General features: G+C 35.4%; 27 protein-coding genes and 1 other RNA gene. 20 read left to right on the forward strand and 8 right to left on the reverse strand.

Annotated elements, in window-relative coordinates; genetic code table 11:
• Positions 1-236 precede the first annotated feature (236 nt).
• The 8 genes from ggt (at position 237) to MKX14_RS08935 (ending at position 8,839) form a co-directional block, all read left to right on the forward strand.
• Positions 237-2,222 (forward strand): gamma-glutamyltransferase, encoded by a 1,986-nt coding sequence (gene ggt / locus MKX14_RS08900; protein WP_240282270.1) that lies wholly within the window; start codon positions 237-239, stop codon positions 2,220-2,222.
• Between the two features lie 160 nt (positions 2,223-2,382).
• Positions 2,383-2,742: a transfer-messenger RNA gene (gene ssrA / locus MKX14_RS08905) on the forward strand.
• Between the two features lie 178 nt (positions 2,743-2,920).
• Entirely contained in the window at positions 2,921-4,147 is a 1,227-nt protein-coding gene (locus MKX14_RS08910; RefSeq protein ID WP_240282271.1) for a tyrosine-type recombinase/integrase, read from the forward strand.
• A 1-nt stretch (position 4,148) separates the two neighbouring features.
• Complete coding sequence (locus MKX14_RS08915; RefSeq protein WP_240282272.1) at positions 4,149-4,943, forward strand: hypothetical protein; 795 nt, start codon at positions 4,149-4,151, stop codon at positions 4,941-4,943.
• A gap of 119 nt (positions 4,944-5,062) precedes the next feature.
• The gene (locus MKX14_RS08920; protein WP_240282273.1) at positions 5,063-5,281 is read left to right on the forward strand and encodes a transcriptional regulator; all 219 of its coding nucleotides are present in this window, start codon (positions 5,063-5,065) and stop codon (positions 5,279-5,281) included.
• 262 nt (positions 5,282-5,543) lie between these two features.
• The gene (locus MKX14_RS08925; protein WP_240282274.1) at positions 5,544-5,909 is read left to right on the forward strand and encodes a hypothetical protein; all 366 of its coding nucleotides are present in this window, start codon (positions 5,544-5,546) and stop codon (positions 5,907-5,909) included.
• 145 nt (positions 5,910-6,054) lie between these two features.
• Complete coding sequence (locus tag MKX14_RS08930) at positions 6,055-8,274, forward strand: DUF3631 domain-containing protein (protein ID WP_240282275.1); 2,220 nt, start codon at positions 6,055-6,057, stop codon at positions 8,272-8,274.
• 259 nt (positions 8,275-8,533) lie between these two features.
• Positions 8,534-8,839, forward strand: a complete 306-nt coding sequence (locus MKX14_RS08935) for a hypothetical protein (RefSeq protein ID WP_240282276.1) — start codon at positions 8,534-8,536, stop codon at positions 8,837-8,839.
• Between the two features lie 145 nt (positions 8,840-8,984).
• Here MKX14_RS08935 and MKX14_RS08940 read toward each other — a convergent pair whose 3' ends face one another.
• The 3 genes from MKX14_RS08940 to MKX14_RS08950 form a co-directional block, all read right to left on the reverse strand.
• Complete coding sequence (locus tag MKX14_RS08940) at positions 8,985-9,689, reverse strand: hypothetical protein (protein ID WP_240282277.1); 705 nt, start codon at positions 9,687-9,689, stop codon at positions 8,985-8,987.
• Positions 9,690-9,829: 140 nt separating this feature from the next.
• On the reverse strand, positions 9,830-10,168 hold the full coding sequence (locus MKX14_RS08945) for a hypothetical protein (protein WP_240282278.1): 339 nt from the start codon (positions 10,166-10,168) through the stop codon (positions 9,830-9,832).
• A gap of 107 nt (positions 10,169-10,275) precedes the next feature.
• Positions 10,276-10,731: a hypothetical protein gene (locus tag MKX14_RS08950; RefSeq protein ID WP_240282279.1), complete on the reverse strand. Its 456-nt coding sequence runs from the start codon at positions 10,729-10,731 to the stop codon at positions 10,276-10,278.
• A gap of 562 nt (positions 10,732-11,293) precedes the next feature.
• Here MKX14_RS08950 and MKX14_RS08955 point away from each other — a divergent pair.
• The 5 genes from MKX14_RS08955 to MKX14_RS08970 are packed head-to-tail and all read left to right on the forward strand — an operon-like array spanning position 11,294 to position 14,689.
• Complete coding sequence (locus MKX14_RS08955) at positions 11,294-12,166, forward strand: sce7726 family protein (protein ID WP_240282280.1); 873 nt, start codon at positions 11,294-11,296, stop codon at positions 12,164-12,166.
• Complete coding sequence (locus tag MKX14_RS18240) at positions 12,132-12,311, forward strand: sce7725 family protein (protein ID WP_275891833.1); 180 nt, start codon at positions 12,132-12,134, stop codon at positions 12,309-12,311. The genes MKX14_RS08955 and MKX14_RS18240 overlap by 35 nt, the downstream gene beginning before the upstream one ends.
• On the forward strand, positions 12,308-13,042 hold the full coding sequence (locus MKX14_RS08960; protein ID WP_275891834.1) for a sce7725 family protein: 735 nt from the start codon (positions 12,308-12,310) through the stop codon (positions 13,040-13,042). The genes MKX14_RS18240 and MKX14_RS08960 overlap by 4 nt, the downstream gene beginning before the upstream one ends.
• A gap of 12 nt (positions 13,043-13,054) precedes the next feature.
• Positions 13,055-14,104 carry an RES domain-containing protein gene (locus tag MKX14_RS08965; RefSeq protein ID WP_240282281.1) on the forward strand — a complete coding sequence of 350 codons (1,050 nt, stop codon included), beginning with the start codon at positions 13,055-13,057 and terminating at the stop codon, positions 14,102-14,104.
• A 21-nt stretch (positions 14,105-14,125) separates the two neighbouring features.
• Positions 14,126-14,689 carry a hypothetical protein gene (locus MKX14_RS08970; protein WP_240282282.1) on the forward strand — a complete coding sequence of 188 codons (564 nt, stop codon included), beginning with the start codon at positions 14,126-14,128 and terminating at the stop codon, positions 14,687-14,689.
• 18 nt (positions 14,690-14,707) lie between these two features.
• Here the strand turns inward: MKX14_RS08970 and MKX14_RS08975 are convergent, their stop codons facing one another.
• The 3 genes from MKX14_RS08975 to MKX14_RS08985 form a co-directional block, all read right to left on the reverse strand.
• Complete coding sequence (locus tag MKX14_RS08975) at positions 14,708-15,532, reverse strand: TIGR02391 family protein (RefSeq protein WP_240282283.1); 825 nt, start codon at positions 15,530-15,532, stop codon at positions 14,708-14,710.
• 205 nt (positions 15,533-15,737) lie between these two features.
• A complete protein-coding gene (locus MKX14_RS08980) occupies positions 15,738-16,265 on the reverse strand; it encodes a hypothetical protein (RefSeq protein WP_240282284.1) in 528 nt (175 codons plus the stop codon).
• Positions 16,266-16,393: 128 nt separating this feature from the next.
• A complete protein-coding gene (locus tag MKX14_RS08985; RefSeq protein WP_068561986.1) occupies positions 16,394-16,882 on the reverse strand; it encodes a hypothetical protein in 489 nt (162 codons plus the stop codon).
• Positions 16,883-17,223: 341 nt separating this feature from the next.
• On the opposite strand from MKX14_RS08985, the gene MKX14_RS08990 reads away from it, so the two are divergent.
• The 7 genes from MKX14_RS08990 (at position 17,224) to MKX14_RS09020 (ending at position 20,868) form a co-directional block, all read left to right on the forward strand.
• Entirely contained in the window at positions 17,224-17,652 is a 429-nt protein-coding gene (locus MKX14_RS08990; RefSeq protein WP_016141971.1) for a PAAR domain-containing protein, read from the forward strand.
• Positions 17,653-17,669: 17 nt separating this feature from the next.
• Complete coding sequence (locus tag MKX14_RS08995) at positions 17,670-18,209, forward strand: PAAR domain-containing protein (protein ID WP_005803094.1); 540 nt, start codon at positions 17,670-17,672, stop codon at positions 18,207-18,209.
• 1 nt (position 18,210) lies between these two features.
• Positions 18,211-18,843, forward strand: coding sequence for a hypothetical protein (locus MKX14_RS09000; RefSeq protein WP_000506972.1), 633 nt, complete (start codon positions 18,211-18,213; stop codon positions 18,841-18,843).
• Between the two features lie 6 nt (positions 18,844-18,849).
• Positions 18,850-19,308 (forward strand): hypothetical protein, encoded by a 459-nt coding sequence (locus MKX14_RS09005; RefSeq protein WP_240282285.1) that lies wholly within the window; start codon positions 18,850-18,852, stop codon positions 19,306-19,308.
• A 49-nt stretch (positions 19,309-19,357) separates the two neighbouring features.
• The gene (locus MKX14_RS09010) at positions 19,358-19,840 is read left to right on the forward strand and encodes an NF045616 family extracytoplasmic (lipo)protein (protein WP_125518748.1); all 483 of its coding nucleotides are present in this window, start codon (positions 19,358-19,360) and stop codon (positions 19,838-19,840) included.
• Between the two features lie 25 nt (positions 19,841-19,865).
• Complete coding sequence (locus tag MKX14_RS09015; RefSeq protein ID WP_032013107.1) at positions 19,866-20,309, forward strand: hypothetical protein; 444 nt, start codon at positions 19,866-19,868, stop codon at positions 20,307-20,309.
• A 73-nt stretch (positions 20,310-20,382) separates the two neighbouring features.
• Positions 20,383-20,868 carry an NF045616 family extracytoplasmic (lipo)protein gene (locus tag MKX14_RS09020; RefSeq protein WP_032052509.1) on the forward strand — a complete coding sequence of 162 codons (486 nt, stop codon included), beginning with the start codon at positions 20,383-20,385 and terminating at the stop codon, positions 20,866-20,868.
• Positions 20,869-21,140: 272 nt separating this feature from the next.
• Here the strand turns inward: MKX14_RS09020 and MKX14_RS09025 are convergent, their stop codons facing one another.
• Both MKX14_RS09025 and MKX14_RS09030 read right to left on the reverse strand, forming a co-directional pair.
• Positions 21,141-21,425 carry a hypothetical protein gene (locus MKX14_RS09025; protein ID WP_240282286.1) on the reverse strand — a complete coding sequence of 95 codons (285 nt, stop codon included), beginning with the start codon at positions 21,423-21,425 and terminating at the stop codon, positions 21,141-21,143.
• 636 nt (positions 21,426-22,061) lie between these two features.
• Entirely contained in the window at positions 22,062-23,408 is a 1,347-nt protein-coding gene (locus MKX14_RS09030; protein ID WP_240282287.1) for an OprD family outer membrane porin, read from the reverse strand.
• Positions 23,409-23,464 lie beyond the last annotated feature (56 nt).

Consider the following 23,464-nt stretch of genomic DNA (forward strand, 5'->3'; position numbering starts at 1 on the left):
AGCAGATTTTGCCTGTATTTAAAGAAATAAAGCATGCCAGAATTGGGCAAATCAGTTATAAAAGAGTGTGATAACAAACAAGGAGGCATAACGCAGGGCACAGAATAAATACCCTCAATCATTTAATATTATTAAAACTTTATTTTTATCAAAGATTAAAAAACTGAAGACCTGAAAACAAAGAAGCTTGCATGGCAATTGCATGGATAGGCAGGCGTATATATTGGAGTTATCATGTGAATAAAAGATATTCATTTTTGTTCAGTAGTTTATTAGCAGTCGGTTTATTACAAGGATGTGGAGATGACTCCTCGTCAGATCAGCCCAAGGATGATTCAAATACAACCCCGCCCAATTTAATTGTAGATAATGACCCGACCAGTTGTAGCAAACTGGCACAAGACGGTTCAAGCGTGGTGGTCGGTTCAAACCAAAATGGTGACCCCGCCGCGCCAGAGGGTGCATCGGGTTATAGACTCGGTAACACGGTTAAATACGCAGATAAATATATGGTGGTGGCAAACACGCCACTTGCGGTAAAAGCAGGGTGTGATGTTTTAAAAGCAGGTGGTAGTGCAGTCGATGCAGCCGTAGCAGTACAAGCCGTGCTTGGTTTGGTCGAACCACAGTCGAGTACCATTGCCGGTAGTGGCTTTATGATGTATTACGATGCCAAAACCAAACAAGTCACGGCTTATGATGGCCGTGAAACCGCTCCAGCGGCAGCCAACGAATATTATTTAATTCGCCAAAATATATATGACCCAAATTCACCTCCGCCTGTACCAAGTGCGCGCCGTAGTGGTCGCTCGATTGGTGTGCCAGGTGTGATGCGTTTGCTTGAACAAGCACAAAAAGAACATGGCAAGCTTGAATGGAAACAGCTTTTTGGTGAAGCGATTGGTTTGGCTGATAACGGTTTTCGCATACCGGGGCGTTTGGCAGATGCCATTGCAAGCAATGCGAGTAATTTAGCACTCGATGCAAATGCAATGGCGACTTATTTCTACCCAGATGGATCACCACGTAAAGTCGGCGAGACCATGACTAATAAAGCCTATGCCAGAACACTTGAAGCACTCGCTTCACAAGGGGCAAACGCACTGCACACTGGTCCAATTGCGCAAGCCATTGTGGCAAAAGCAGGGCAAACCGTGGGTGACGACCCAGCAAAAACTCCAATTACCCCAAGTTTGATGACCTTGCAGGATTTATCGAACTATGAGGTTAAAAAACGCGACCCGATTTGTACAACGTACCGTGACCGTTACTATGTATGTACCATGCCACCTCCATCTTCGGGAGGGATTGCAGTTGCACAAACGCTAGGTATTTTAGAAAACTTTGATATGTCGCTGTACCCACCTAAAAACCCTGAAAATGAAGGCGGTGTACCTGATGTGATGGGCGTGCATTTAGTGTCTGAAGCAGAGCGTTTGGCCTACGCCGACCGCGATAAATATGTGGCAGATACCGACTTTGTGCGTTTACCAGCACAGGGTATTCCAAGTTTTATTGATAAAAACTACTTAAAACAACGTGCAGCACTGATTAACCCGAACCAAAGTATGGGCGTAGCACCAGCAGGTAATTTCAATACAACGGCAGGTGTGGATACTACTGTTGAACACGGTACAACGCAGTTCACGATTGTAGATGCCTATGGCAATGTGGTTTCAATGACATCGACTGTTGAATCGAGCATGGGTTCATTCCACATGGTGGATGGTTTCTTGCTGTCAAACCAGTTAACTGACTTTAGCGCGAACCCTTATGACAGCACTGGGGCACTGGTTGCCAACCGTGTAGAAGGGGGCAAACGCCCACGCAGTACTATGGCACCAACTTTAGTGTTTAAAGGCATCACGCCAGATGAGTTTTATATGGCAACAGGTTCACCAGGTGGCGGTACGATCATTCAATATGTGATTAAAACTTTGGTGGGTGCATTGGACTGGAACCTAAATGCACAGCAGGCGACTTCGCTTGTTAACTTTGGCGCGACCAATAGCAAAAACACCAATATTGATAGCTCGAATGTACAGCTTTCTTTAGTTGACCTGATTGAAGGCTTAAAAGCAAAAGGGCATGGCATCTCTAACACTGCGCAAACCAGTGGTATTTCAACGATTATGAAAGTAAATATAAATAATCAAAGTAAATACGCAGGCGGGGTAGACCCTCGCCGTGAAGGTATTGTATTAGGCAATGGAGCCTTATAGACCCAACTTTAAAAAAAGCTGTCATTTTTGGCAGCTTTTTTATGTGGCCCTTGAAAAAAACAAAAGGCTCTCCATTATGTAAATATGTTCATCAGTAGCAGACTGTTGATAAATTGCACAGCATTTTATTTTAGTTATGCTATGATGTTCAGACATTCATGGGGATGTTATTGGCTTCGACGCTGGTGATGAAACTCATAGATGCATGCCGAGAGCGCATTTTCTCTCGTAAATAAAATTTGCATTTTAATAGTCGCAAACGACGAAACTTACGCTCTAGCTGCCTAAGGGCAGTTTGTCCGCTTCCTAGAATACTTGTGGTTTAGGAACCCGACCGTAGCGCACGCACACAAGTCCGTATAGAGTCAAGCCTCGGGGCTTTATACCAAACTTAGAGGATCGCACCTTGTACCCTGTTCGTCGGGTCACTTGGTGTTAAAACAATAGACGATATCTAAGCATGTAGTATTCTCGAGCGTAGTGCTGGCGGACGCGGGTTCAACTCCCGCCATCTCCACCAAATACTTAAATTTATATGCTGTTACATAACAGTGTATAAAGTGAAAAGGCTTGAACCGTAAGGGTTTAAGCCTTTTTTTATGCCTCTATATAACTAAATATAACTTTGTATAATATTGTCGCATGTGTATCACTACTTGTATCATTAAATAATAATTGAAACCGCTGTGATACAAGGAATGAAAAGATCAGAAATAAAACGACGTCCACTGTCTGATACTGTATTGTCTAATCTTGAGTCTGAATTAAAGGATTATCGAGAACTTGATGGTAATGGCCTGTATTTTTTCGTACAAAAAAATGGTAATAAATCTTGGCAACTACGTTATAAAAAGCCTGATGGTAAATGGTCATGGCTAGGTATTGGTGGTTATCCTGAAATAGGAGGTAAGCTAGCAAGAAAGAAAGCACAGGAATTAATTGCTGATATAGGGAAAGGAGAGAATCCAGTAATTACTAAACAGGAACGTAAGCGGAAAGAACTAGAAAATAACAATGCTACTTTTGAAGTGTTGGCTAAGGAATGGTTAAACACTAAGCAAAATAGATGGACATCAAATACGATGACCCGAAACAAAGGGGCATTAGAAAAACATATATTTCCTACTTTTGGCAAACGGCTTTATACGACAATTCGCCCGATTGAATGGATGAACCATCTAAAAGGAATACAACAAGAGCATAAGATTTTTGAGCAGGTAAATCGCATACGTGCTATGTGCCGAGATATCTATGATTATGCCAAAGTAACTGGGCGTATTGATTATAACCCGCTTGAAGGACTACAGAAATTCCTAGAGCAAGGCCAAAAGAAGAATATGGCACATGTGGATGAAAAAGAGTTACCACAATTATTAAGGGCTATAGACAACTACCCAACGCTTGATAGTCGTATCGGGTTAAAGCTATTGGCTATATTGTTTTGTCGACCTAGTGAGTTAAGGGAGGCAACATGGACGGAGTTTGATCTAGAAAATGCTGTATGGAATATTCCTGAGCAACGCATGAAAAAACGCCGTGAGCATATTATTCCGTTATCGACTCAAGCGGTGCAACTACTCCATGAATTGAAACCTTTAAGTGGTCGATCTGAATACTTATTTCCTAGTAGATCAAATAGCCATAAACCTAAATCAGATACGGTTTTTATTATGGCATTACGGCGTTTAGGGTATGAAGGTAGACAGACCCCACACGGGTTTAGACACATAGCAAGTACATTACTCAATAATAAGGGTTTTGATGAAAGACACATTGAGGCAGCACTTGCCCACGTAAAAGATGGTGTAGCAGGTGTCTATAACAAAGCTCAATATTTGAATGACCGAAAGTACATTATGCAATGGTATGCCGACCATTTAGAGCAGTTGATGGGTGACCAAATTATTCAATTTAAGAGAGGGTAGTATGTCCAACACTATTCTACAGGATGATGGCATTATTAAGCTTATTACATGGGATGCGGGGGTGAAGATAACAGCAGAACCAGAATGGGCTGAGCTATGGAGGAGACAGCAAGCCCTTAGATCAGATACTCAATGGCTTAAGGAAGATGAGTTCATTCCTATATGTCAGGCTTTGGATCTTCTTGCTTTATACCAAGATAAAACTTTTATGGAGGTTGCACAAGATTTAAGACTTAGTGGCACACTAAAACAACTTTCTGTGGTGGGTAATACAACCTCTGATGATTTAGAAGAAAAAATAGAGGAGTTAGCAGCTGATACATCTCTGTCTGATAGAGAGGCTGAGCATAAGTTGAGAGCATTTTTAGGCCTGTGTTTGAATAGTAGTGGGTACTCTTGGAGGACAGAAGAGTTCTTTAATTGTAAGGAGGTCTTTGAGGTAGGGTTATGTGAGAGAATCTCAGAAATTGATAATAGAACCGACGTAGAGAAACGGATTGATATTATGAAATGCCATATGGTAAGGGTGGCAGGAAACTCATATGAAAAGTATGAACAAGTAGAGGGATTGTATTTTCCAAACCGGGAAAGGGCCCAAAAACTTTGGGATAAAGTAAAAAAGAATTTGGATGATGATGATATCTATACTGGACTGTGTGGAACAAAACTGGGTGAAGAAAAGAGAGATAATGCAGCGGAGGATCCAGTAGGGAATGCGATTAAAAACGATAGGGGGAAACTACGTAAAATATATCAAGATAAGAAGGGGATACCGACTAGAAAATATAATAAGTAAAAAGATAATTCAGGGATTCAAAAATTATCTTTAATTATCTTTTTGTCACCAGCCTGTACTTTAGGTTTTCATAGTTCATATCAAATGATTCAGCAGTTTGTATCTGTAAGGAGCTTTATATGAATGAGATAATCCAACCACTACGTATTTCTTTTAACGACGCATGCCAAGCTTTAGGTTTATCCAGAGATGGACTTTCTAAATTAATGAAACGTGATGCAGCGCTTGCAGCCTGTGCGATGAAAGATGGTACATCCAGACAGTCTTATGTGTATTTCCATTATGCTAAGTTACAGGCATGGGCAAATGCAAAGGCTTCATCTGGTATGGAGGAGTAACATGGATAAGAAATATGAAAGCCATACAGAAGCTCTAGCAGCATTTAATAATATGGCTCCACGAGATAAAAGAATAAATCGGCAACAATACGCATGGATACGCAGTGTTTTCGATGAGAAGTCAGGAGAGCAGTGTACATCTTGTAGAGCATGTTACTACGTATGTCTCAACCTCATTCACAAGCGTGGGTGTCAGATCGCCCCAAGAGAGGTTCACCTTGTTGAGGCAGTCTTCAAAACTATTCTCCCTGTGTTACATCGGATGAGTAAGAATGCAGATACCAATGTCTATCCTATAGAGGACGCTCGTTTACTAGATGTTGATTTGTGTGAGTTGACAGCCATCTATGCTATTACTTTTGTGGAAAACTTACATGTGATTGAAGCCCGGTACCGCCCAGCGTTTATGAAAGCTTTAAATGGAGTATGCCTAGAGTGTGTTGTGCATCAGCGTATAGAGGGCCTAAAAACATCCTCAGGTACAGCAATCTCTGCACTTGAAGGAGGGTTGTTCTGGGAGGTACTGAGAGCGTCAGTCTTTGAGCATATTAAACATGACGATGAGCTTAGTATCCTATTGAACCCACTCGATACAGACCTTCTTCTTACATACCTCGTTAATCGTTAAGTTTTAATTCATAGATATAAAGACCTGCGATGTACTCCATAGCGGGCTAGGAGAACTCATGTCTAGTTTTAAGGAACCTCATGTACAAGATGCATATACCATGCTGCATTTCTTGCATGGCGATGGCGCTTATACATTTCAGACTTTGCCTGAGGGGGGGCAAGGACAAAGCCCCCGAATTTTGCATGGGCATTTAGACAAATGTATAGCCACACTGACTGAGCTAAATACATCGGGATCGGGAGTGTTTGTCTGTGTGAATGAAACAGATTTGAAGGGAAGGAAGTCTGACAATATTATCCGTGTGCGGGCTTTAAGTGCAGACTTCGATGCTCCAGACAGTCAACGTGTTGAATGGTTACTAAGCCTAAGTCTACCACCAAATATGATTATAGAAAGCAGTCCTGGTAAACATCATGCCTATTGGGTATTCAACGTAGGGGAAATCTCTTTGACAGAGTTTAGACCTCTACAGCAGCGAATTGCAATGGCATTGGAAAGTGATGAGAAGATCTGTGACCCTTCTCGTGTTTTGCGTGTGGCTGGATTCTGGCATCAGAAGGATGAACCATTCCTCACAAACATCTGTCATATTGGTGACTACTACACAGCACTCCAAGTAAGAAATTTTGTCTTGTCTTTAGTCCCTAAGACAGACACGAAGTCCGAAGACTCCAAAGCTGCGCAGAAATCGAAAACATCTCACACTCTGCATTTGGGTGAAATGCCTGCACATATTAAACAGGCTAAGCAAAAAACATTTTTGTGGGAGGCACTATACGCATCACACTCTAATGTGACTGATATAAAGGCTGCATTATCTTTTATTCCTAATGATGATCGAGATGTCTGGCTAAAAGTTGGGATGGCTCTGAAGACTTCTAACTTTGAGAATGCTTATGAAATTTGGGTTTCATGGTCAGGCACCTCTGACAAGTATGATCCTGCTGTGCAACAAAGAACGTGGGACTCTCTAGATGGGTATGATCAGGTTACATTAGGGACCATCTATCATCTTGCTGCTCAGCATGGGCATAAACGCGCAAGTGGGAATAGTTTATCTAGTGGACAGATTTCAACACCAGAAAATGTACAGGACTCACAAGGAGTTCCTCCAGTAGATCTGCATACAGCTATGGCTGAGATTAAAAAACTAGCAGAGCTTAGTATGCTGGAGTACGAGCTTAATCGGGAAGGTGAAGCAAAGCGTTTAGGCATACGAGCATCAAGGCTTGATGAGCTTGTGAAGCAACACCGTCAGACAGATGTGAGGGATGTTATCTTTGAGGAGGAAGATCTCTGGCATGAGACTGTAGAGGGGGCTGCCCTCTTAGATGAGATCGAAGGACTCATAAAAAAGTATATTGTGCTAGAGTCTCACATCGCTACGGCAGCAGCGTTATGGATTGTATTCACATGGTGTATTGATGCTATGAAGATTGCTCCTATCGCTTGTATTACAGCTCCGGAGAAACGATGTGGTAAGTCACAATTCTTACAACTTATAGGACGTTTAGTAAAGCGCCCCCAAACTGTAGTGAGTATCACAACAGCCGCTTTATTCAGAATGATCTCAGAATACACTCCTACTTTACTGATTGATGAAGCGGATACATTCATTAAAGATAATGAAGAACTTCGGGGGATTCTAAACGGCGGGCATGATAGGAATTCCTCTTTTGTATATCGTACTGTTGGTGATGACCATAAGATTGGTAGGTTCAATGTGTGGGGGGCTAAAGCCATCAGTGGTATTGGACATTTACCAGATACTCTAAAAGATCGTTCTATTCTGTTAGAGTTACGACGAAAGAAAAAGGGAGAATATGTAGAACGCCTGCGTCATGCCCCTGATGAAGTATTTGTAGTGTTACGCCAGAAGTTAAATCGTTGGGCATCAGATAATCTAAATGCTCTTAAGCAGGCAAAACCCATTGCGCTTGATGAGCTCAATGATCGTGCACAAGATAATTGGGAGCCACTCTTTGCTATTGCAGATTGTGTTGGATGTGGTTGGGATATGAAAGCACGTAAGTGTGCATTTACCATGCATAACACTGAACCTGACACATTGAGTACAGGTGAAGAACTTCTTGCAGATATTAAGAAGGTGTTTGACAACTGTGATGTAGATCGTATGTCAACAGAAGATCTCATTGCTGAATTGTGTCGGGATAATGATTCACGATGGAAGACATACGACTACGGCAAATACATCACACCCCGTCAACTTGCAACTCGTTTAAAAGGCTTTCACATAAAACCTTGTACTATACGTGTAAAAAGTACAACGGGAAAAGCTACATGTAAAGGCTATGCACTTAGCGATTTTAAAGATGCTTTTAGTAGTTATTTAGCTGTCTAGTACGCCCCCCTTTTTTTATCCGTCACAACGTCACAACATTTATAAATCAATAAGTTAGAATAAAATCATCCGTCACACTTCATTAGTTTTGTGACGGATAAAATTAATATAAGCTATTGATTATAAACAAGTGTTACGTTGTGACGGATAAAAACCCCTAAGGAGGGAAGGAAACAGTATTGAAGACATTATTTTTATAGTTCATCTATCTTCTTTTTCATTATCGGTTTCTCACTATTTTTAATTAGGAGGCTTAATCATGACTTTTTTACGGGGTCTTGTAGAGCAAGAAAACAAGCAGCAACGTAGCGGTGTTGTCAAAGCACAAGTTGAGTTAGAGATGGAATTACTTGCGAGATGGATAGCAAAATATTGTAAAGAACGTAAGTTGAGTGTCCTACCTTATGCTGCTGTGCAACGTAGTTGTCCAAACTCAATCCGCAAAAAAGGCGGGGAACGCATAGATCTCCTCATGGACTATCTGTTCATGACAGACTATATCCGAGAGACATACGTGGATAGAAAACGTTGTGTCGAACCGCTAGATAAATGTCTCAGTCTTTAAGGAGGGAATATTCAGATATCTCATTTTTTTGAATATCCGCTGGTAAAAATAAAAGGGGGGAGTCTCTACTTCACTTACCCCCTTTACAATTTGGGGGAGGCGGGGCCCCCTAGATCCCCTCTGGGGGGGACTACCTTATTTTAAGTCATTCAGCTGATTTATCGGTACCAGCTACGCCGAGAATTTTAACGTCTCTACAGTATGAAGGAGCTGGCATATCTGTTGCAGGGTTGTAAGGGCGGCATAGAGGATCTTTTCGGATCTCGGCATCAACGATTTCCTCGTATTTCGGGTCATAATACAAATTTGTTTTTGCTGATTGTACTGCTTTCATGACGCGAAGCTGCTCTATATCATGCTCCTGTTGTTCCTTCTGTTTATCCTGTATAGGTTGCTTCACATAAGGATTGGGGATTGTGTTTTCGTCAATGGTCATAACAGGCTGTTCCACAGGAGCTGGAAGCGTATAGCTTTTTAGATTACTAATATCTACGCTATACACGGCTTGCCAAGCCGCCGCTGGGTATGAATTGACATAACCCCATTGATCACTGCGTACTTTCTCAATCTTAAGCCCATGTTGTACGCAATATTCTTTTAATGGGCGCCAATCGAAGAGAGTATTTGTTGCCTGGGATACAGCATCAGTAGTAGCGTAGTCAGATTCGCCTACTGCCTTTTCATCAATATTAGAGTCCCTATCATCCTCATATATATATTCTTCTGCTTGTGGGTCATCCCCGTACGCATCTGAGTATCTACTTCCACCTTTTCCGCAAGCCGTTATACATATGCTCATTAGTATTAACATAGTAGTTAGCATTACATATGTAGTTCTAATCCTACTCATAATATTTTCCTATAATTTTCTATTAGGCTACCTGTATGGCAGCGAACTGGTAGATGAAACCAATGTCCGTTCCAATTCAAGGCTAATTCAAATTATTACTAATGCTATACTTTTAATAATTTTTTAATGGGTATTTTATTTTAGAATAACTCACTTACAGATAATTTCTGCATTTCTACTCGACCTTTGTAGCTCTCAACAAGACCGGTGCCACAGACTTTTGTACCAAGTTTATTCATCGCTTGGGTTATTTGCTGTGAATTTGACTTCTCAATATAGAAATAAAATGGTTGGTGGGGGTATGAACGTTCTAAGTTTATGAACAGATGACTCTTATATGGTTTAACGTTTACAAGTTTGCCGCAGACTGTAGCTGTTTTCCCTACATATAATTTCGCATCATATGCATTGATTGGACCTAATGCATTTGCAAGCATAGAGACTGAAAATAAAAGGCCGTAAACGACTATTTTTTTCATAATTACTAATCCTGAAAAAAGGTACTTTGTTTGATCAAGAAATTTACTAAAATTAGTGGCGTGAACAGCCACAGCCACTGTCATAATTAGATAAATTGTATGCTAGTTCAGGATTGCAATATGTATTTCGCGTTAAATACTAAACCTGGAAGAACAGCTTCAGGTTTCTCATTGAAACAGACATATTTAACTACCATGCCATTAGGGTTGACTACATTATATTGTGTACCTGTTTTCGAAGTGTACACTAGAGCACCATTATTTAATCTTTGGAGCCCTGAACTAATCTTTTCAGGCGTTTGAGAGAATGATTGTCTAATGTTTCCAACAGCAACGAAGTATGTACAACCAAGTTTTAATGAAGTTTCAGCAGCTTTTTTTATGGAGTATTCTCTACGTAGATAAGGAGGTGTATTTTTATTGATGCGTGACGTTACTTCAAATACATTATCATCAATAATTGTTGCTTTTACTCCTAAATTTCCAATTCCGCTAGCTTCCTTATATGAAGTAGAGCAACCGACAATTAGTGTGCTTATAAGAGTTAGTAAAATGAGGCGCATTCTTTTCTCCTTTATGTTTATGAGATAAAGTTCAAAATAATAATGGCTATACAGTACCATTACATAGTACAGAAAGTAAGCTTTAAGGGGTGATCTGTAGTTTAGCTATTTGGAGAGGGGGAAATAATAATAAGTTGAAATGATAAGCTCTAACAAATATTGTCTTGTATCACTATTTGTATCTTTTGATATTTTATGATGTAATATAAGTATATTAATCAAATAGTTATTTTATTAGTTCAATTGACGCCATCCCACCAAAATACTTTAAATAAATCAGCCACTTAATATAAGTGGCTTTTTTATTGACAGGATTTAAAAAGTTTAATTTAACGAGGTCTTTAGAGTTTAGTTGATATTCTCCATCTTTATTATTAATGCTAAATGCGTCAGAAGATTAGAATCGTGGAAAGAGGGAAATATTACTATTAAATTTCTTAATGCAAGTTAGGTGGAGTGTCAAGAAAACACTTAAAAAGTGTGTCTTAAGTTGTTAAAGTAGTAACTAGACCTTGCTATTTGAAATTATAAGTTTTGTTTATACACTTTTTGGAAAATATGCATGAAGTTAGATTATCAAATATTAGCAAAAATTTTTAATAGTAATATTTTAAATGATATTGCTGATGGAGATTTGTCTCATGTTTATGAAATAAGAAAAAATTTCTTTAATAATAATGATTTAACTTTAGCAAATATATTTGATAAATCTTTTGAAATTCTTACAAAGAATTATCCTAATGAATATATTTATAAAAATTTTATTGCAAATAAAATATTACTTGGTAAGCATTCATTAAATACAGCCACGATGTTGACTGAGTTTAGAGTTGGAAAGAATAAAGCTGATTGCGTAATTTTAAATGGGAAATCAACGTGCTATGAGATAAAAACGGATTATGATTCTTTAGTTCGTTTAAATGAGCAACTTTATTCATATTGTCAAATATTTGATGAAGTAAATATCGTTTGTAGTTATAAACATATAGATGAAATAAAAAAAATTCCTGAACATATAGGAATAATTTTGTTATCAAATAAATTAACATTTCAAGAAATCCGTAAACCTATTGCTAGAAATGACAATATTAATAAATTATTAATGATGCAATCCTTGAGAAAGGATGAGTACATTGAGCTCGCCCAATCTTTATGGGGAGAAAAAATTGAAGCTCCTAATACTCAAATTTTTGATAAATGTTTGGAAAGAATTATCGATTTTAAAGATGATAAAAAAATAAATTATTATTTTATCGAAATTTTAAAGAAATATAGAAAAAATAATGACATACTAATAGCGAATTTACCTAAGTCTTTAGCAAATGCGGCTATTAGCTATAAATTCAATAAAAAGCAAGAAATGAGACTAATTGAATGTTTTAAGAATAAGGATGAAGTTAATGTATTATCCAATTTTAAGAGGAAAATTAAATGAACTTTTAGCATTGAGAGATCTTGCTAATTTATCAATTGATAAAAAGTTCTGTCCGGTTATTGAACCTGTCAGAAGTACATTATCTCCATTGTTTAGAACAATTAAAGAGTTAAATGATAAGGAAATAGAGCCTTTAATTTTTTGAATCCAACAGTAGGTGAATTACAGGGGAAGACACAATTTATTCTCGATGAACTTCAAAATGAATCAGATTTACGTTTTTTACCTATTTTTGCGATTAAAGATAATTTTGATGAGATAGCCGAATTTATTAACAAAGTTGATAGATATGCTTTTTTCTTAATTGATGGGCTAAACCATGAAATCATAGCTGAATCTGAGAAAGCTGTATTAACTTTTATAAGCTCAACAACTGCACCAAATCTGATTAATAGATTATCAAATGTTATTCTGTATGACGACTTTTTTAAAAAACAAAAAAGAAATGCAGATTATCCTGATGAATCACCTTTCTCATCTTTACATACTTATTATAGAGATATTAGAAATGTAGTTGGATTTGGTGATTATACAATTATTAGTGAAGAGTATAGTGAGTCCGGTGGTCCAGCCTATGTTGTAACTATTCATATAACTTATATTAACTCTAATAAGTTTGATGAAGCTTTTATCAGGCATTATTCTTCTAAATCTGATGATACACCTGCAAATCCAGGTAAAAAATTTATTGAAGCTTTAGAAAAGTTTATTCAAGATAAAAATATTGGAATAGTTAAATTTGTTCATACAAATGGTGTTGAACAATTTGAAAAAATTTATGAGGAAAAACATTTCCCCGGTTTGGGACAAGTTAAGAAAATTTCAATAATGCATCATATAGAAACAATAAATGATTATTTGATTAATAATTTTTAGAGAAAAAATAGTATGGAAAAATTCTGTTGTCCAAACTGTTTTACAGAAAAAAATATAGCTAGATTTATAAATGAAAAAGGAAGTTTTAGAGGGAGTTGTAATTATTGTGAATCTGAAAATATAAATACTATTAGTCCAAAATTGGTTTTTGATTTTATTGAAAAATTTGATTTTGGATTAGAGTCTGGGGAAACAGGATTAAGTCTATTTGAGATATTAGAAAAAAAGATTTATTTTTTTGAAGATCAAGTTATAGATAAATATGTTTTATTTAAAGATATTATTTCTGATCATTTAGAAATACTTGAGAAGAAGTATATTATACCTGACTCAAAGGATATACAGCTTGGTTGGGAAGCATTTTCAGAAGAAATAAAAACAAAAAATAGATTTTTCCCCCAAACTGAGTTATATAAACAAATTTTCACCTCTGTGGAGGAGAGTGATAATCCTAAAGCAAATGTATTTAATGTGCTTGTTGAATCTTTAACTAAAACTTATTCAGATACTAGATCGTTTTTTAGAGCTAGAGTTAATGATAAAAAATTACCTATAAAGGATATGAAAGCGCCTCCTTCATTGAGTGTAACAGCTGGGAGAGCGAATCCTATAGGTATCCCTTATCTATATTTAGCTGAAAATGAAAAAACATGTGTAGCTGAGGTACGTCCTAGTAATGGTTGTTTGATAAATCTAGCAGTATTTCGATTAAAAGCTGGACTTTCTATACTAGATTTAACATGCCCAAGAAAAAAAGCTTCATTTTTGATACAAGAAAGTGAGAGTTTAACAGATACGTTAATTTACGTTGATCTTTTAGAAATCTTTGCGAATGAACTTTCTAAACCTGTACTTCCAAATAGAAGTCATTTAGATTATATACCTACCCAGTTTTTATGTGAATATTTTAAAACTATTTGTGGATTTAATGGGTTAATATTTAATAGTTCTTTTGGTAGTGGGATTAATCTTGTTCTATTTGATCAGAATTTAGTTGATGATGTTTCTATTAAATATATTACAGTCTCAAATATTGAGCATACTTTTTTTGAGTTAAAATGATTTTAATAGAAGTTGTTAAAAATGATTGCTAGTTATATTAATGAACATACAGCAGAGTACTATTTAGTACCTAATTTAGTGGAAATGCTACAAAAAAAATATAAGCATGTGTCCCCTATATTTCCTTGGGTTTCTCGTGAATTTAGTAAATTATCAAGAATAATTCATGAGGATGATAATTTTCATGTATTAATTATGTTCCCGCGTAGGCCAAAATTATATAATAATGAAATATATATTACATTTAATGATGAGTTGGAGGACTTTTTTAATATAGCAAAAATGATTAAAGTTCCTGTTATATTGGGTTGCCCATTAGCAAATAATATTTGGGAATTATCTGAGAGAAAATGTTTATGGGTTGAGTTGGATAAAGTAAAAAATAAAGGTTATTACATTCCTGTATCATGTATTAAGGAAGAAGGTTTAATAATAAATGAAAATGATATTTATAATCTAATAGAGAAAAGTATTGTCTTTAAGTTTTCAAATTTTTATGATTTTGTAAGACAAGTAAGAAAAAATAAAAAACACTATATATATGGTGATACCTATAAGCCAGTATATTTTCTTATCAAAGTATAAATTTTTAATTTAAATTATTTATGTGTTAATTGCCTCTGATTCAAGTTGGTAAAGCTCATTAATCAATAAAAATTCTCGATATTGTTGTATTATATTTTCTTCTTTTTCGCGATGTGCTCGAGCATTTCTGAAAGCTTGATAAGTTCCAATGAATATGTTCGCTCGACCAATAATTTCGGATTTATCTGTTAAATTCCATGTAAGAGGGCAGTTTGGAGAGTTAAAAGCTTGAGAAAATAGTTTACTGCTATGTTCAGTTAAGTCAGTACGATCTCTAATAATATCTTCTAGACGTTTATAAGCTTTTAGAAGAGCAGAGTCAGGATCTTGCTTAAAAAGTAGAGCAAGGTCAAAAATTCTATCATCTAAAATTGAATAAGGTAGTTCCAGAGGATAGTAACGTTTAGACTTATGAGTTTCTACCACTTCTTTTGTAAATGGATAGATATAATCGTGTAGTCTAATTGGGCGGATAATTTCTTGTTTAAATAGAAGTTCAATTTCTGAGTCATTTAAAGTTGAATTGTTTGTCTTTCTTAAAATTTTTGAACTTACCAATATTTCTTCAGTTTCTATCTCATGTCTTTTTAATAATGTTAGTGCTGTTGCTAAGCCTCTAGGGCCTTCACCCATATATCCTGAGGTAAAACCTGAGCGTATTACATAAAAGCTCTCATTTTCGTCTTTAATAATAAAGGCATGAGTCTGCTCATTGGTAAGAAGCAAAGCATAGGTTAAATCTGAATGAGTTTGAATCAAATTACAAAGACTCATTAGACAGGTTTGAGTTATTCCCTGATTTCCCCAATACTCTACGTGATAATAATTTTCAGTTTTAAACATTTGAATAATTAGTAGTTGTTAAATGTAGAATGAATAATGAAATATAATTTATTAAAAATCTATAGCTTATGGAAAATATGAGTTCACTGTAATTTTTAAATCTTAATTTATTTAGAACGATCACATTCCTCCCAAGGCCCCCGTGCCACAACAGAACTTTAATTCTCTCTAGAAAAAGCCCTGAATAATCAGGGCTTTTTCTAGCTTAGATCAATTTTTTACATTCAATATCATTTAACGGCGAATCAGTTTTCATAATGATTTTTTCAATTTTGGGTTGAAGTATCAGAGCCTCTTTTGAAAGTTCTTTAGCTTTAGCTGATATCTTACTTCCGCTTTTTTCTTTAAGTTTTATATATTTTTCAATGTATTTATTACTTACACATAATGAATCTAAAGCATCAATTGACATCTTACTTTTTTGACCCGAAGCCATTAAATCTAGATCATCATTAAGCTTTATGTCTAAAGAATCGTAAGTTGTATTGACTGCATACATTAAAAAAGTGGCATAACTTAGCAACTGATCATTAGTTTGAGTTACCTTGTTAACTTCATTGTATGCTGCTTTATATAAGAATTTTGTGTAATAAAGCTGATTAAACTGGGCATAGAGTGATGCTTCGCTTGCTTGGGTTACATCAGCTTCAGTAATTCCATGTTTTTGAGGGGGGACTTGGCTACATGCTACCGTTAAAAGAGACAATAAAATAATACAAAGTTTAGATTTCACAATTAATTAACCATTTCTTATTCAGGCAGGGAATAACTAGATTTAGCTATAACTAATTTATAAAATTAGCTATATAAAGCTCCTTTTAATTGGAGCTTTATATAGTAATATTTAATTAATATTTTCAACTATTTACAAACTTGCTGAAAAGTTGCTAGAGATTTTTCTTTGCTATCTCTTAGCTTGATAATTTCATTTCTTGCTTCGTATAGTTGCTTAACACTTTTCTTGGTGTCTTCGGTGATATTGGCTTTATATCGCTCATCCGTATTATTTATATAGTTTTGCATGTAGACGGTCAGCCAACAGACATCGTTGAGATCGGTATAGTCAAACTTATTTTTATCTAAGCCAGTTAACCAATTACCATACTCATCATTCAGTAGACTTTGTGCAGTTCTTACTTTTACAAAAGTATTTTTGAAAATGATCTCTTTTAGAGCTGGTTCTTGTTTTACGTCTTTATTGGCTTCCAAAATCAACTTTCTATTATCAGTAACGTAATTCTTGAAGTCCTTTTGAATAAATGTATCTACATCCTCTTTTTCAGATGCTTTACATCCATTGAAGCCAACCAAAAGAAGCGGTGCTAAAAATATTAATATCGTTTTCTTCATATTATTACTCGTGACTAGAAACTACTGAGCGGCGGTGTATATTGATATTGTTGTATAAACTGTGATACGGTAGCACTATCATACGGATAATTAAATACTTTTTTATATATCCTCATTAATAGGTATGGTCGATTATTAACATGAATAGGCTAAACTAATTAAAAGATATCTCTTAAAAGAGGAGTCTTTCATAAAGAAATCTTCTATTGACATAAAGATGACTTACTCTGAAATTTTAAATAACTTTCTAAGATATTAACCCTATATGGTTACATATAACTTATTTTTTAGTTTAAGTAAGTTTTGATATTATTGTATTGAAAATTAGAGCAGGAACTATAATGACAAGTCCTATTTTTTTACAAGACCTTCCTATTGAACAATTAGAAAAGCTTTCAAAAAATGATATTCAAAAGATTTCTAATGCTGAAAAACTCTATTGGGATAATAAACCTCATATTATTTACTACGTGGCTGTACATGGTGCTAAAACTCAGAACGATGGTTTAGTTAATGTATCTTCTACTAATACAAAAATTAAAGGATTATCTATTGCCCGTGTTGGAGATGAAGTTATTTATGCAGATGGCACAACCTCCAAAATCATCTCTGGTGCTGGTACAGCATGTATTGTTGATGGATCACCGGTAGCTCTAGTGGGCAGTCGATTAGAAAATGGGGATGAAATTATTGAGAGTCCGAATAATACTATTGCGATTAGAATTTACAAAGATCAGGCCTTACCTCAAAACTTTTTGAGTCATGACTAATTTTTAAGGGGTAGGCTATGGCTAAAGGTTTTGCGATTCACAACGCTATTACTGATCATGGTGGAGTTGTTCCATCTACACAATCGAGAAGTTCTCAGATGGGAAACTTGTTTGTTAGAGCTGGTGATGGTCATATGTGCCCTAAATGCAGGTGTTGGTCAGTAGTTATTAAAAGTCATGACCATGTGATTTTTGATGGTAAACCAGTAGCATATGTGGGTGATAAATTATCATGTGGTGCAACGATTCAACCACAACAGTCTCATGTTGTAGGAGAGAGTGGTAGTCCTTATTCTGGAAAGGACAACCAAAAAGATTCATCTATTAATAAAAAATTTGATGAGCAAGTTCAAGTAGAAATCAATAACAGTTTTTCAGAGCTTTTTGCAGGATTAGGCTATAGACTTAAAGTTGGAGAAAAGGTCATTGAGGGAACTTTAGATTCTAATGGCAAAACAGAAAGATTTGAAACTCAGAATGCTGCACAGGTTTCTGAATTTGAAATCTTTTTTAAAGACAAAATTAAATATTTCTCAGATTTAGATGGAGAAGAGTAAAATGGGCTTTAGTATTCTTGAAAATAATTTAGATAAAATAATTACTAATAATAAGAAAGATAGCTTAGCCAAATTGAAATTAAGGACGAGAACTTTAACAGCAGGGGAAATTGAGTTATGCCAATTAGTCTATAAAAATACAATAGATTATTCTAAAGTTACAATTATAGAAGGTAGTTTTTTTCCATTTGATTTACAGAATGAAGATACTTTTGTGACTCCAAATGGACATATTTTCATTCCAACCAAACATTTTTTATTGGATTATAGTAAGGAAGATATAAGCTATAAACATTTATTTATTCACGAAATGGGGCATGTTTGGCAACATCAAAGAAAGAATAGAGTACTTATAAGTGCGGGAATAGCACAGGCATGTACAGTTTTTAAGGACCCATATAAATATAATATACATAATGCCGACACTGTGGCTGACTATGTCAGATATAAGAGTAATAAGAAATTTGTAAATTACAACCTAGAGTCACAAGCAGAAATTTTTGCAGATTACTGGGCATTAAAAACAAATAATTTACAGGCTATTAGTAGAAAAAACTTAATCAATATAGATAGAAATAACTTACAGGCTACAATAGCAGTCTATGAAGCAAAAATAAGAGAAGTAATTAAGTAGATCGATATGAAAGAGAAAAAAATTGTTGGATATGTCTTAGTAACATTATTTTTAATTTCAATTATTTTTATGCTCAATAAAAATAAGAATGAAGAATTTAAAATAAGCTTGATACATGATAGCTTAGTTATCAATTTCCCAAATAAAATCGTTGTTAAAAATTATGCAATTAAAGATTTTGAAAAAGATAATTTTTCAACTCAAAATGGACCAACAGAGTATAGAAAAGTATTAGAAAACTCATACTACAAAGAAGTTGATCATATAAAAATAGAAAATATTTCAAAATACAACATTATACCAGATCATGCTTATTTTTATGTTATGACTCAAGAAAATGATCATGATTTAAATGCTAGACTAAAATCTCTAGGTTTCTGTATAAAAGGAAATAGTGTGCTATTACAAAGTAGCCGAGAGAAGGATTCAGATTTTATAGAAAAATGTCATGCTAAAGATAAATAAAATTTTAACCCTGATAGTAATCATTTATTATTAACAAGATAAAATTTTAATGAAACTATTATATTTATTACTTTTTATTAGTAGTACTGTTAACGCCTCTCCATATGCCACCCTATATGTAAAAATTAAAGACAATGATGTCTGTGTATTTACAAAAGGAGATTACGATAAAACACCGGATGACAAAACTTTGATTTACATGGGAAAAGTGGATGGAATTAATACTTTTCATGATTCTTATTCAAAGACTTATTTGAATCTTAAAATGCCTATTATTGAAGAGAACTGTATTAAAATTAATAAATCAGAGTTTAAAGAGAATTTGCCCTATTCGATTTGGCTTGAAACTGATCAAGAGTATAATCAACGAATATGTGTAAATCAAAATTCCGAAGGAAAAACTGTATTATTAGATGCTAAAGCAGATCTAGAAAAAGGTACATATTGTGGCACAAACCAATATGATTACTCTAGCAATAGCCTTTGGACTAAATTAAAAAATCTTTATTGTTGGTTAGTTAGCTTATTTTAGAGCTTTAAAATTCAAAGTATTTTATATGAAATCACTTAATAAGTTTCTTATTTTATTTATTCCTTTTCTAGTTATGGGTTGTACAAGCTATAACAGAACAAGAACCGATATTGTTATTTATAAAAATGAAGGAAATCTCTATTTCTCATTCCCGACAGATAAAAAAGTTTTGGTATATCATTATGAAATTAATGACTATGAAAACTTTGAATCAGATGGTATGACTTACAAACGACTATTTGTTTCTCAAGAAATTGACAAAGAAATGAAAGAGATTATTTTGGAGAACTATAAATCAAATGAAATTGTAGAAAAACATGCTTACTATATGTTGCTAGGAGAACAAGGATTAAATAACACTAGTGTTGGATTCACTACTATAGGTTTTTGTTTGTATAAAGATAAGGTTCTTACCGAACAGAAAAGTGAGAACACTAATACATTTATTCAAAAATGCCATGATTTATAATGCTGTAAATAAAACTACGCAGATGCTTAACCTCAGACCTAGTAGTGGGGGGATTACATTAAAAGTACTTTGCATTAAATTATTGTATTTACTGATTTTTATGAGTGGTTCTGTTAGTGCTTCTCCCAGTTCAACATTATATGTAAAAATTAAAAACAATAATGTGTGTGTATTTACAAAAGGGGGTTATGATAAAGCATATGGAAACCAGACTTTAATTTATATGGGTAAAGTAGATGGAATTAATGCTTTTCACTCTTCATATTCAAAAACTTATTTGAATCTTAAAATGCCTATTATTGAAGAAAACTGTATTAAAATTAAATCTTCTGAATTTAAAGAGCCTTTTCCATATGATGTTGTTCTTGAAACAGACCAATCATATACACAAAGAATTTGCGTAAATAAGACTTCAGAAGGTCACATAACATTATTAGAAGCTGAAGCAGACCTTGATAAAGGTATATATTGTGGCATTAATCAATATGATTACTCTAGTAATGGCCTTTGGACTAAATTAAAAAATCTCTTTTATTGGGTAATTAATTTTTTAAATTAAAACACTTAAAGAGATCATAGATGATTTTGGATACTATATATGTATTCAGTTATAGCTCTTCATTTCCACAAGTGAAGAGTTTTTTATTCTATAGTCTGACACACAATTGATCGAATCTAGTTCATTTCGAGTAGTCGAAATGGGAGAAAGATACAATTGAACCAAACTCTCTTATAAGCAGGCCCCCGTGCCACAACAGAACTTTAATTTTTTGCGCTGATTTAAAGTCATCCACCATTGCGACACAGAGATAAGGGAGCTAAGCCAAACGCTTAGCCCATGTCTTCTTTATCGCACCGTCGCATCACACTAAAAAAAGTAGGGGCAAAGTCCTGTGGGAGAGCAGGACTTTGCAAACTGACATGTTCTAGGCGTTGCATGAGCTTAGGCGAATACACTTGTTCAAGCCGTTGGTAAATACAGTCGCAACTGGCTTGGGTATGCCCACCAGACAGGCAAATTTTTTCAAAATCCTGCTGAGTGTGGAGGTCACAACCCGAAACGCTGTAATCGCCGACGATAAGGGCTAAAACCAAAATAGTTTTATAAAATTTCATATTATTCTCGTAATGATTGGGGATATATCAATGAGAAAAAATAAACCGCTATATTTTAAGTTTTAAAATCATTTTTAAAGGTAATAGTTAACCCGCCTATAAAAACAATAAAATAAAATGACTTAAATTTTAAAATAAAAATAATTTATAAATTTTAAAATTTAGATAATAGAAAACCCAAATTTTAAATAAATAAAAAGTTTATAAGAGAGAGGGGATTAATCTAAAAAAGGTCATGGTTAACTCCTTAAAATTTATGGAGCCCTACCACCAAAAATCACCGTCAATTGATTATGGTGGTAGAACGAAAGGGGGTTAGCAGACTGGGATCCAAGGAACCAGCACGCGCGAGCGCGTCCCCCTCCCGTCCTACCGCAAAGAAAAGGGACGCAAGGGTCTAACGACTTATAGTGGAACTATAACCCGCCATGGATCTACGGTCTGCTAAAACCGACTGGCAATGTAGGCCAGCGGGACCATAATAATCATAAGTTTTTAACAGGTCAATTCAATTTAAATAAAATATTATAAAAAATTAAAATATAAATTTATATTTTAATTAAACTCAAAAGTTTATCGATTTAAATCGGTGAATTAATAAATATAATAAAGTTAAACTAAACGTTTAGCCTGCTATTAAAATGTATAACGGTAATTAATAAATACACGGTGCTGATCCCAATCTTTACGGGTCATACCATTTATTTTTTCACCTACGTTTGCATTTTCAAACTTTGACTCATAATGTAAAAATGAATAACGCACATCTAAGTTTTTCATCCATGGCAAGGTATAACTTACCGTAAAGTCAAAGTAACGCTCTTTACCCTCAATATCACTGCTAATGTTACTTTGGTGAGCGCCAAAGCCATAAATATACTTCGCTTCGGTTTTTAAACCTTTCACGTAGTCTTTCCAGTTATATTTCAAGCGAAGGGCAACGGCGGTTTCATCGTTATTGGTAAAGTCAGGGCCAATGGTCGCAGAGGTCGGAAACGGGTTGGTGCCGTGATCTTGCGTTAAAACCGAGTTGCGGGCAGAGTGGACGGCAAAGTTATCTTCAATCCAAAAACCATCAAACTTTGAAACGGCAATGCCACCTTCGAGATTATTCTTGGCTACATTTACATCGACAAAATAACCATTCCCGCGGTTGTTAATGTCTTGACCTTTGACACAGTCCAGCTCGGTTTCGGCACCACATTTAAACAGCTTGCCATCGTCACGCGAGAAAAAAGCACCTGTGTTAAATGTCCACATTAAGCCATGCAAGGGCAATTTATATTGAGCAATCGCCCCATACTTTTTTAAATAATCTTTGCTATTTAAATATTCGGCATTCAAGCTCCAGTTTTTGTATTGATACTTGGCACCGAGCAAACCGACATAATCAATTCGCTCGTCATTTTCGGTCACCAGTTTTTCAAAAGAGTCCATGCTACGCGGTTTCCAGCGGTCATAGTAAGCCATGTAAGTTTGTAGCTGATCATTCAATTGAAACTGACCACTCGCACCCGAAAAAGTATCGGGCACCGCGCGGTTATTAGTGCTTTTAAGTAACAGTGAATCGTGCAACTGGCGGCCTAACTTAATTTCGCCTTTATCACCCAGTTTTGCTTTGATGTAGAGCTGCCCAAAAGTCGCAAAGTTTTGATCAAGCTTGCCGTTATTTTCGACTTCTAAAAGCTGAGCGCTAGGCTTGCCAGAGTCAAATAACTTGGTGACAGCATAGAGTGAACCATCTACTCCAAGCCAGTCCCACATGTAAGGTGACTGATAATTTAACTCAAGCCCTAACGCACTTTGTTCATATTCACTCGATGAAGGCGAAGGGTTGGCAAGCGTAGGGTGGGCAGTGCCTTCATCGTTCCAGTAACGGGTGTTGAGTTTTAATTCTAACTTGCCGAATTCTTGAGGAAGCTCTGCATAAGCGTTGCTCACACTGCCTAAACCAATACAGCCCCATAGCAAATATTTATTCATTTTAAATTCCTTTTTTTAAGCATGAATAAGCCCTTTGCCTAACGCTGAGGTTAGGC

It is taken from the genome of Acinetobacter pittii, assembly GCF_022449185.1.
Taxonomy (GTDB): domain Bacteria; phylum Pseudomonadota; class Gammaproteobacteria; order Pseudomonadales; family Moraxellaceae; genus Acinetobacter; species Acinetobacter pittii_I.

Bases quoted from the DNA above. Each gene is read 5' to 3' on its own strand.
- MKX14_RS08910 (WP_240282271.1), top strand. From the start codon at position 2,921: ATGAAAAGATCAGAAATAAAACGACGTCCACTGTCTGATACTGTATTG.
- MKX14_RS08915 (WP_240282272.1), top strand. From the start codon at position 4,149: ATGTCCAACACTATTCTACAGGATGATGGCATTATTAAGCTTATTACA.
- MKX14_RS08920 (WP_240282273.1), top strand. From the start codon at position 5,063: ATGAATGAGATAATCCAACCACTACGTATTTCTTTTAACGACGCATGC.
- MKX14_RS08925 (WP_240282274.1), top strand. From the start codon at position 5,544: ATGAGTAAGAATGCAGATACCAATGTCTATCCTATAGAGGACGCTCGT.
- MKX14_RS08935 (WP_240282276.1), top strand. From the start codon at position 8,534: ATGACTTTTTTACGGGGTCTTGTAGAGCAAGAAAACAAGCAGCAACGT.
- MKX14_RS08940 (WP_240282277.1), bottom strand. From the start codon at position 9,689: ATGAGTAGGATTAGAACTACATATGTAATGCTAACTACTATGTTAATA.
- MKX14_RS08945 (WP_240282278.1), bottom strand. From the start codon at position 10,168: ATGAAAAAAATAGTCGTTTACGGCCTTTTATTTTCAGTCTCTATGCTT.
- MKX14_RS08950 (WP_240282279.1), bottom strand. From the start codon at position 10,731: ATGCGCCTCATTTTACTAACTCTTATAAGCACACTAATTGTCGGTTGC.
- MKX14_RS08955 (WP_240282280.1), top strand. From the start codon at position 11,294: ATGAAGTTAGATTATCAAATATTAGCAAAAATTTTTAATAGTAATATT.
- MKX14_RS18240 (WP_275891833.1), top strand. From the start codon at position 12,132: ATGTATTATCCAATTTTAAGAGGAAAATTAAATGAACTTTTAGCATTG.
- MKX14_RS08965 (WP_240282281.1), top strand. From the start codon at position 13,055: ATGGAAAAATTCTGTTGTCCAAACTGTTTTACAGAAAAAAATATAGCT.
- MKX14_RS08970 (WP_240282282.1), top strand. From the start codon at position 14,126: ATGATTGCTAGTTATATTAATGAACATACAGCAGAGTACTATTTAGTA.
- MKX14_RS08975 (WP_240282283.1), bottom strand. From the start codon at position 15,532: ATGTTTAAAACTGAAAATTATTATCACGTAGAGTATTGGGGAAATCAG.
- MKX14_RS08985 (WP_068561986.1), bottom strand. From the start codon at position 16,882: ATGAAGAAAACGATATTAATATTTTTAGCACCGCTTCTTTTGGTTGGC.
- MKX14_RS08990 (WP_016141971.1), top strand. From the start codon at position 17,224: ATGACAAGTCCTATTTTTTTACAAGACCTTCCTATTGAACAATTAGAA.
- MKX14_RS08995 (WP_005803094.1), top strand. From the start codon at position 17,670: ATGGCTAAAGGTTTTGCGATTCACAACGCTATTACTGATCATGGTGGA.
- MKX14_RS09000 (WP_000506972.1), top strand. From the start codon at position 18,211: ATGGGCTTTAGTATTCTTGAAAATAATTTAGATAAAATAATTACTAAT.
- MKX14_RS09005 (WP_240282285.1), top strand. From the start codon at position 18,850: ATGAAAGAGAAAAAAATTGTTGGATATGTCTTAGTAACATTATTTTTA.
- MKX14_RS09010 (WP_125518748.1), top strand. From the start codon at position 19,358: ATGAAACTATTATATTTATTACTTTTTATTAGTAGTACTGTTAACGCC.
- MKX14_RS09015 (WP_032013107.1), top strand. From the start codon at position 19,866: ATGAAATCACTTAATAAGTTTCTTATTTTATTTATTCCTTTTCTAGTT.
- MKX14_RS09025 (WP_240282286.1), bottom strand. From the start codon at position 21,425: ATGAAATTTTATAAAACTATTTTGGTTTTAGCCCTTATCGTCGGCGAT.
- MKX14_RS09030 (WP_240282287.1), bottom strand. From the start codon at position 23,408: ATGAATAAATATTTGCTATGGGGCTGTATTGGTTTAGGCAGTGTGAGC.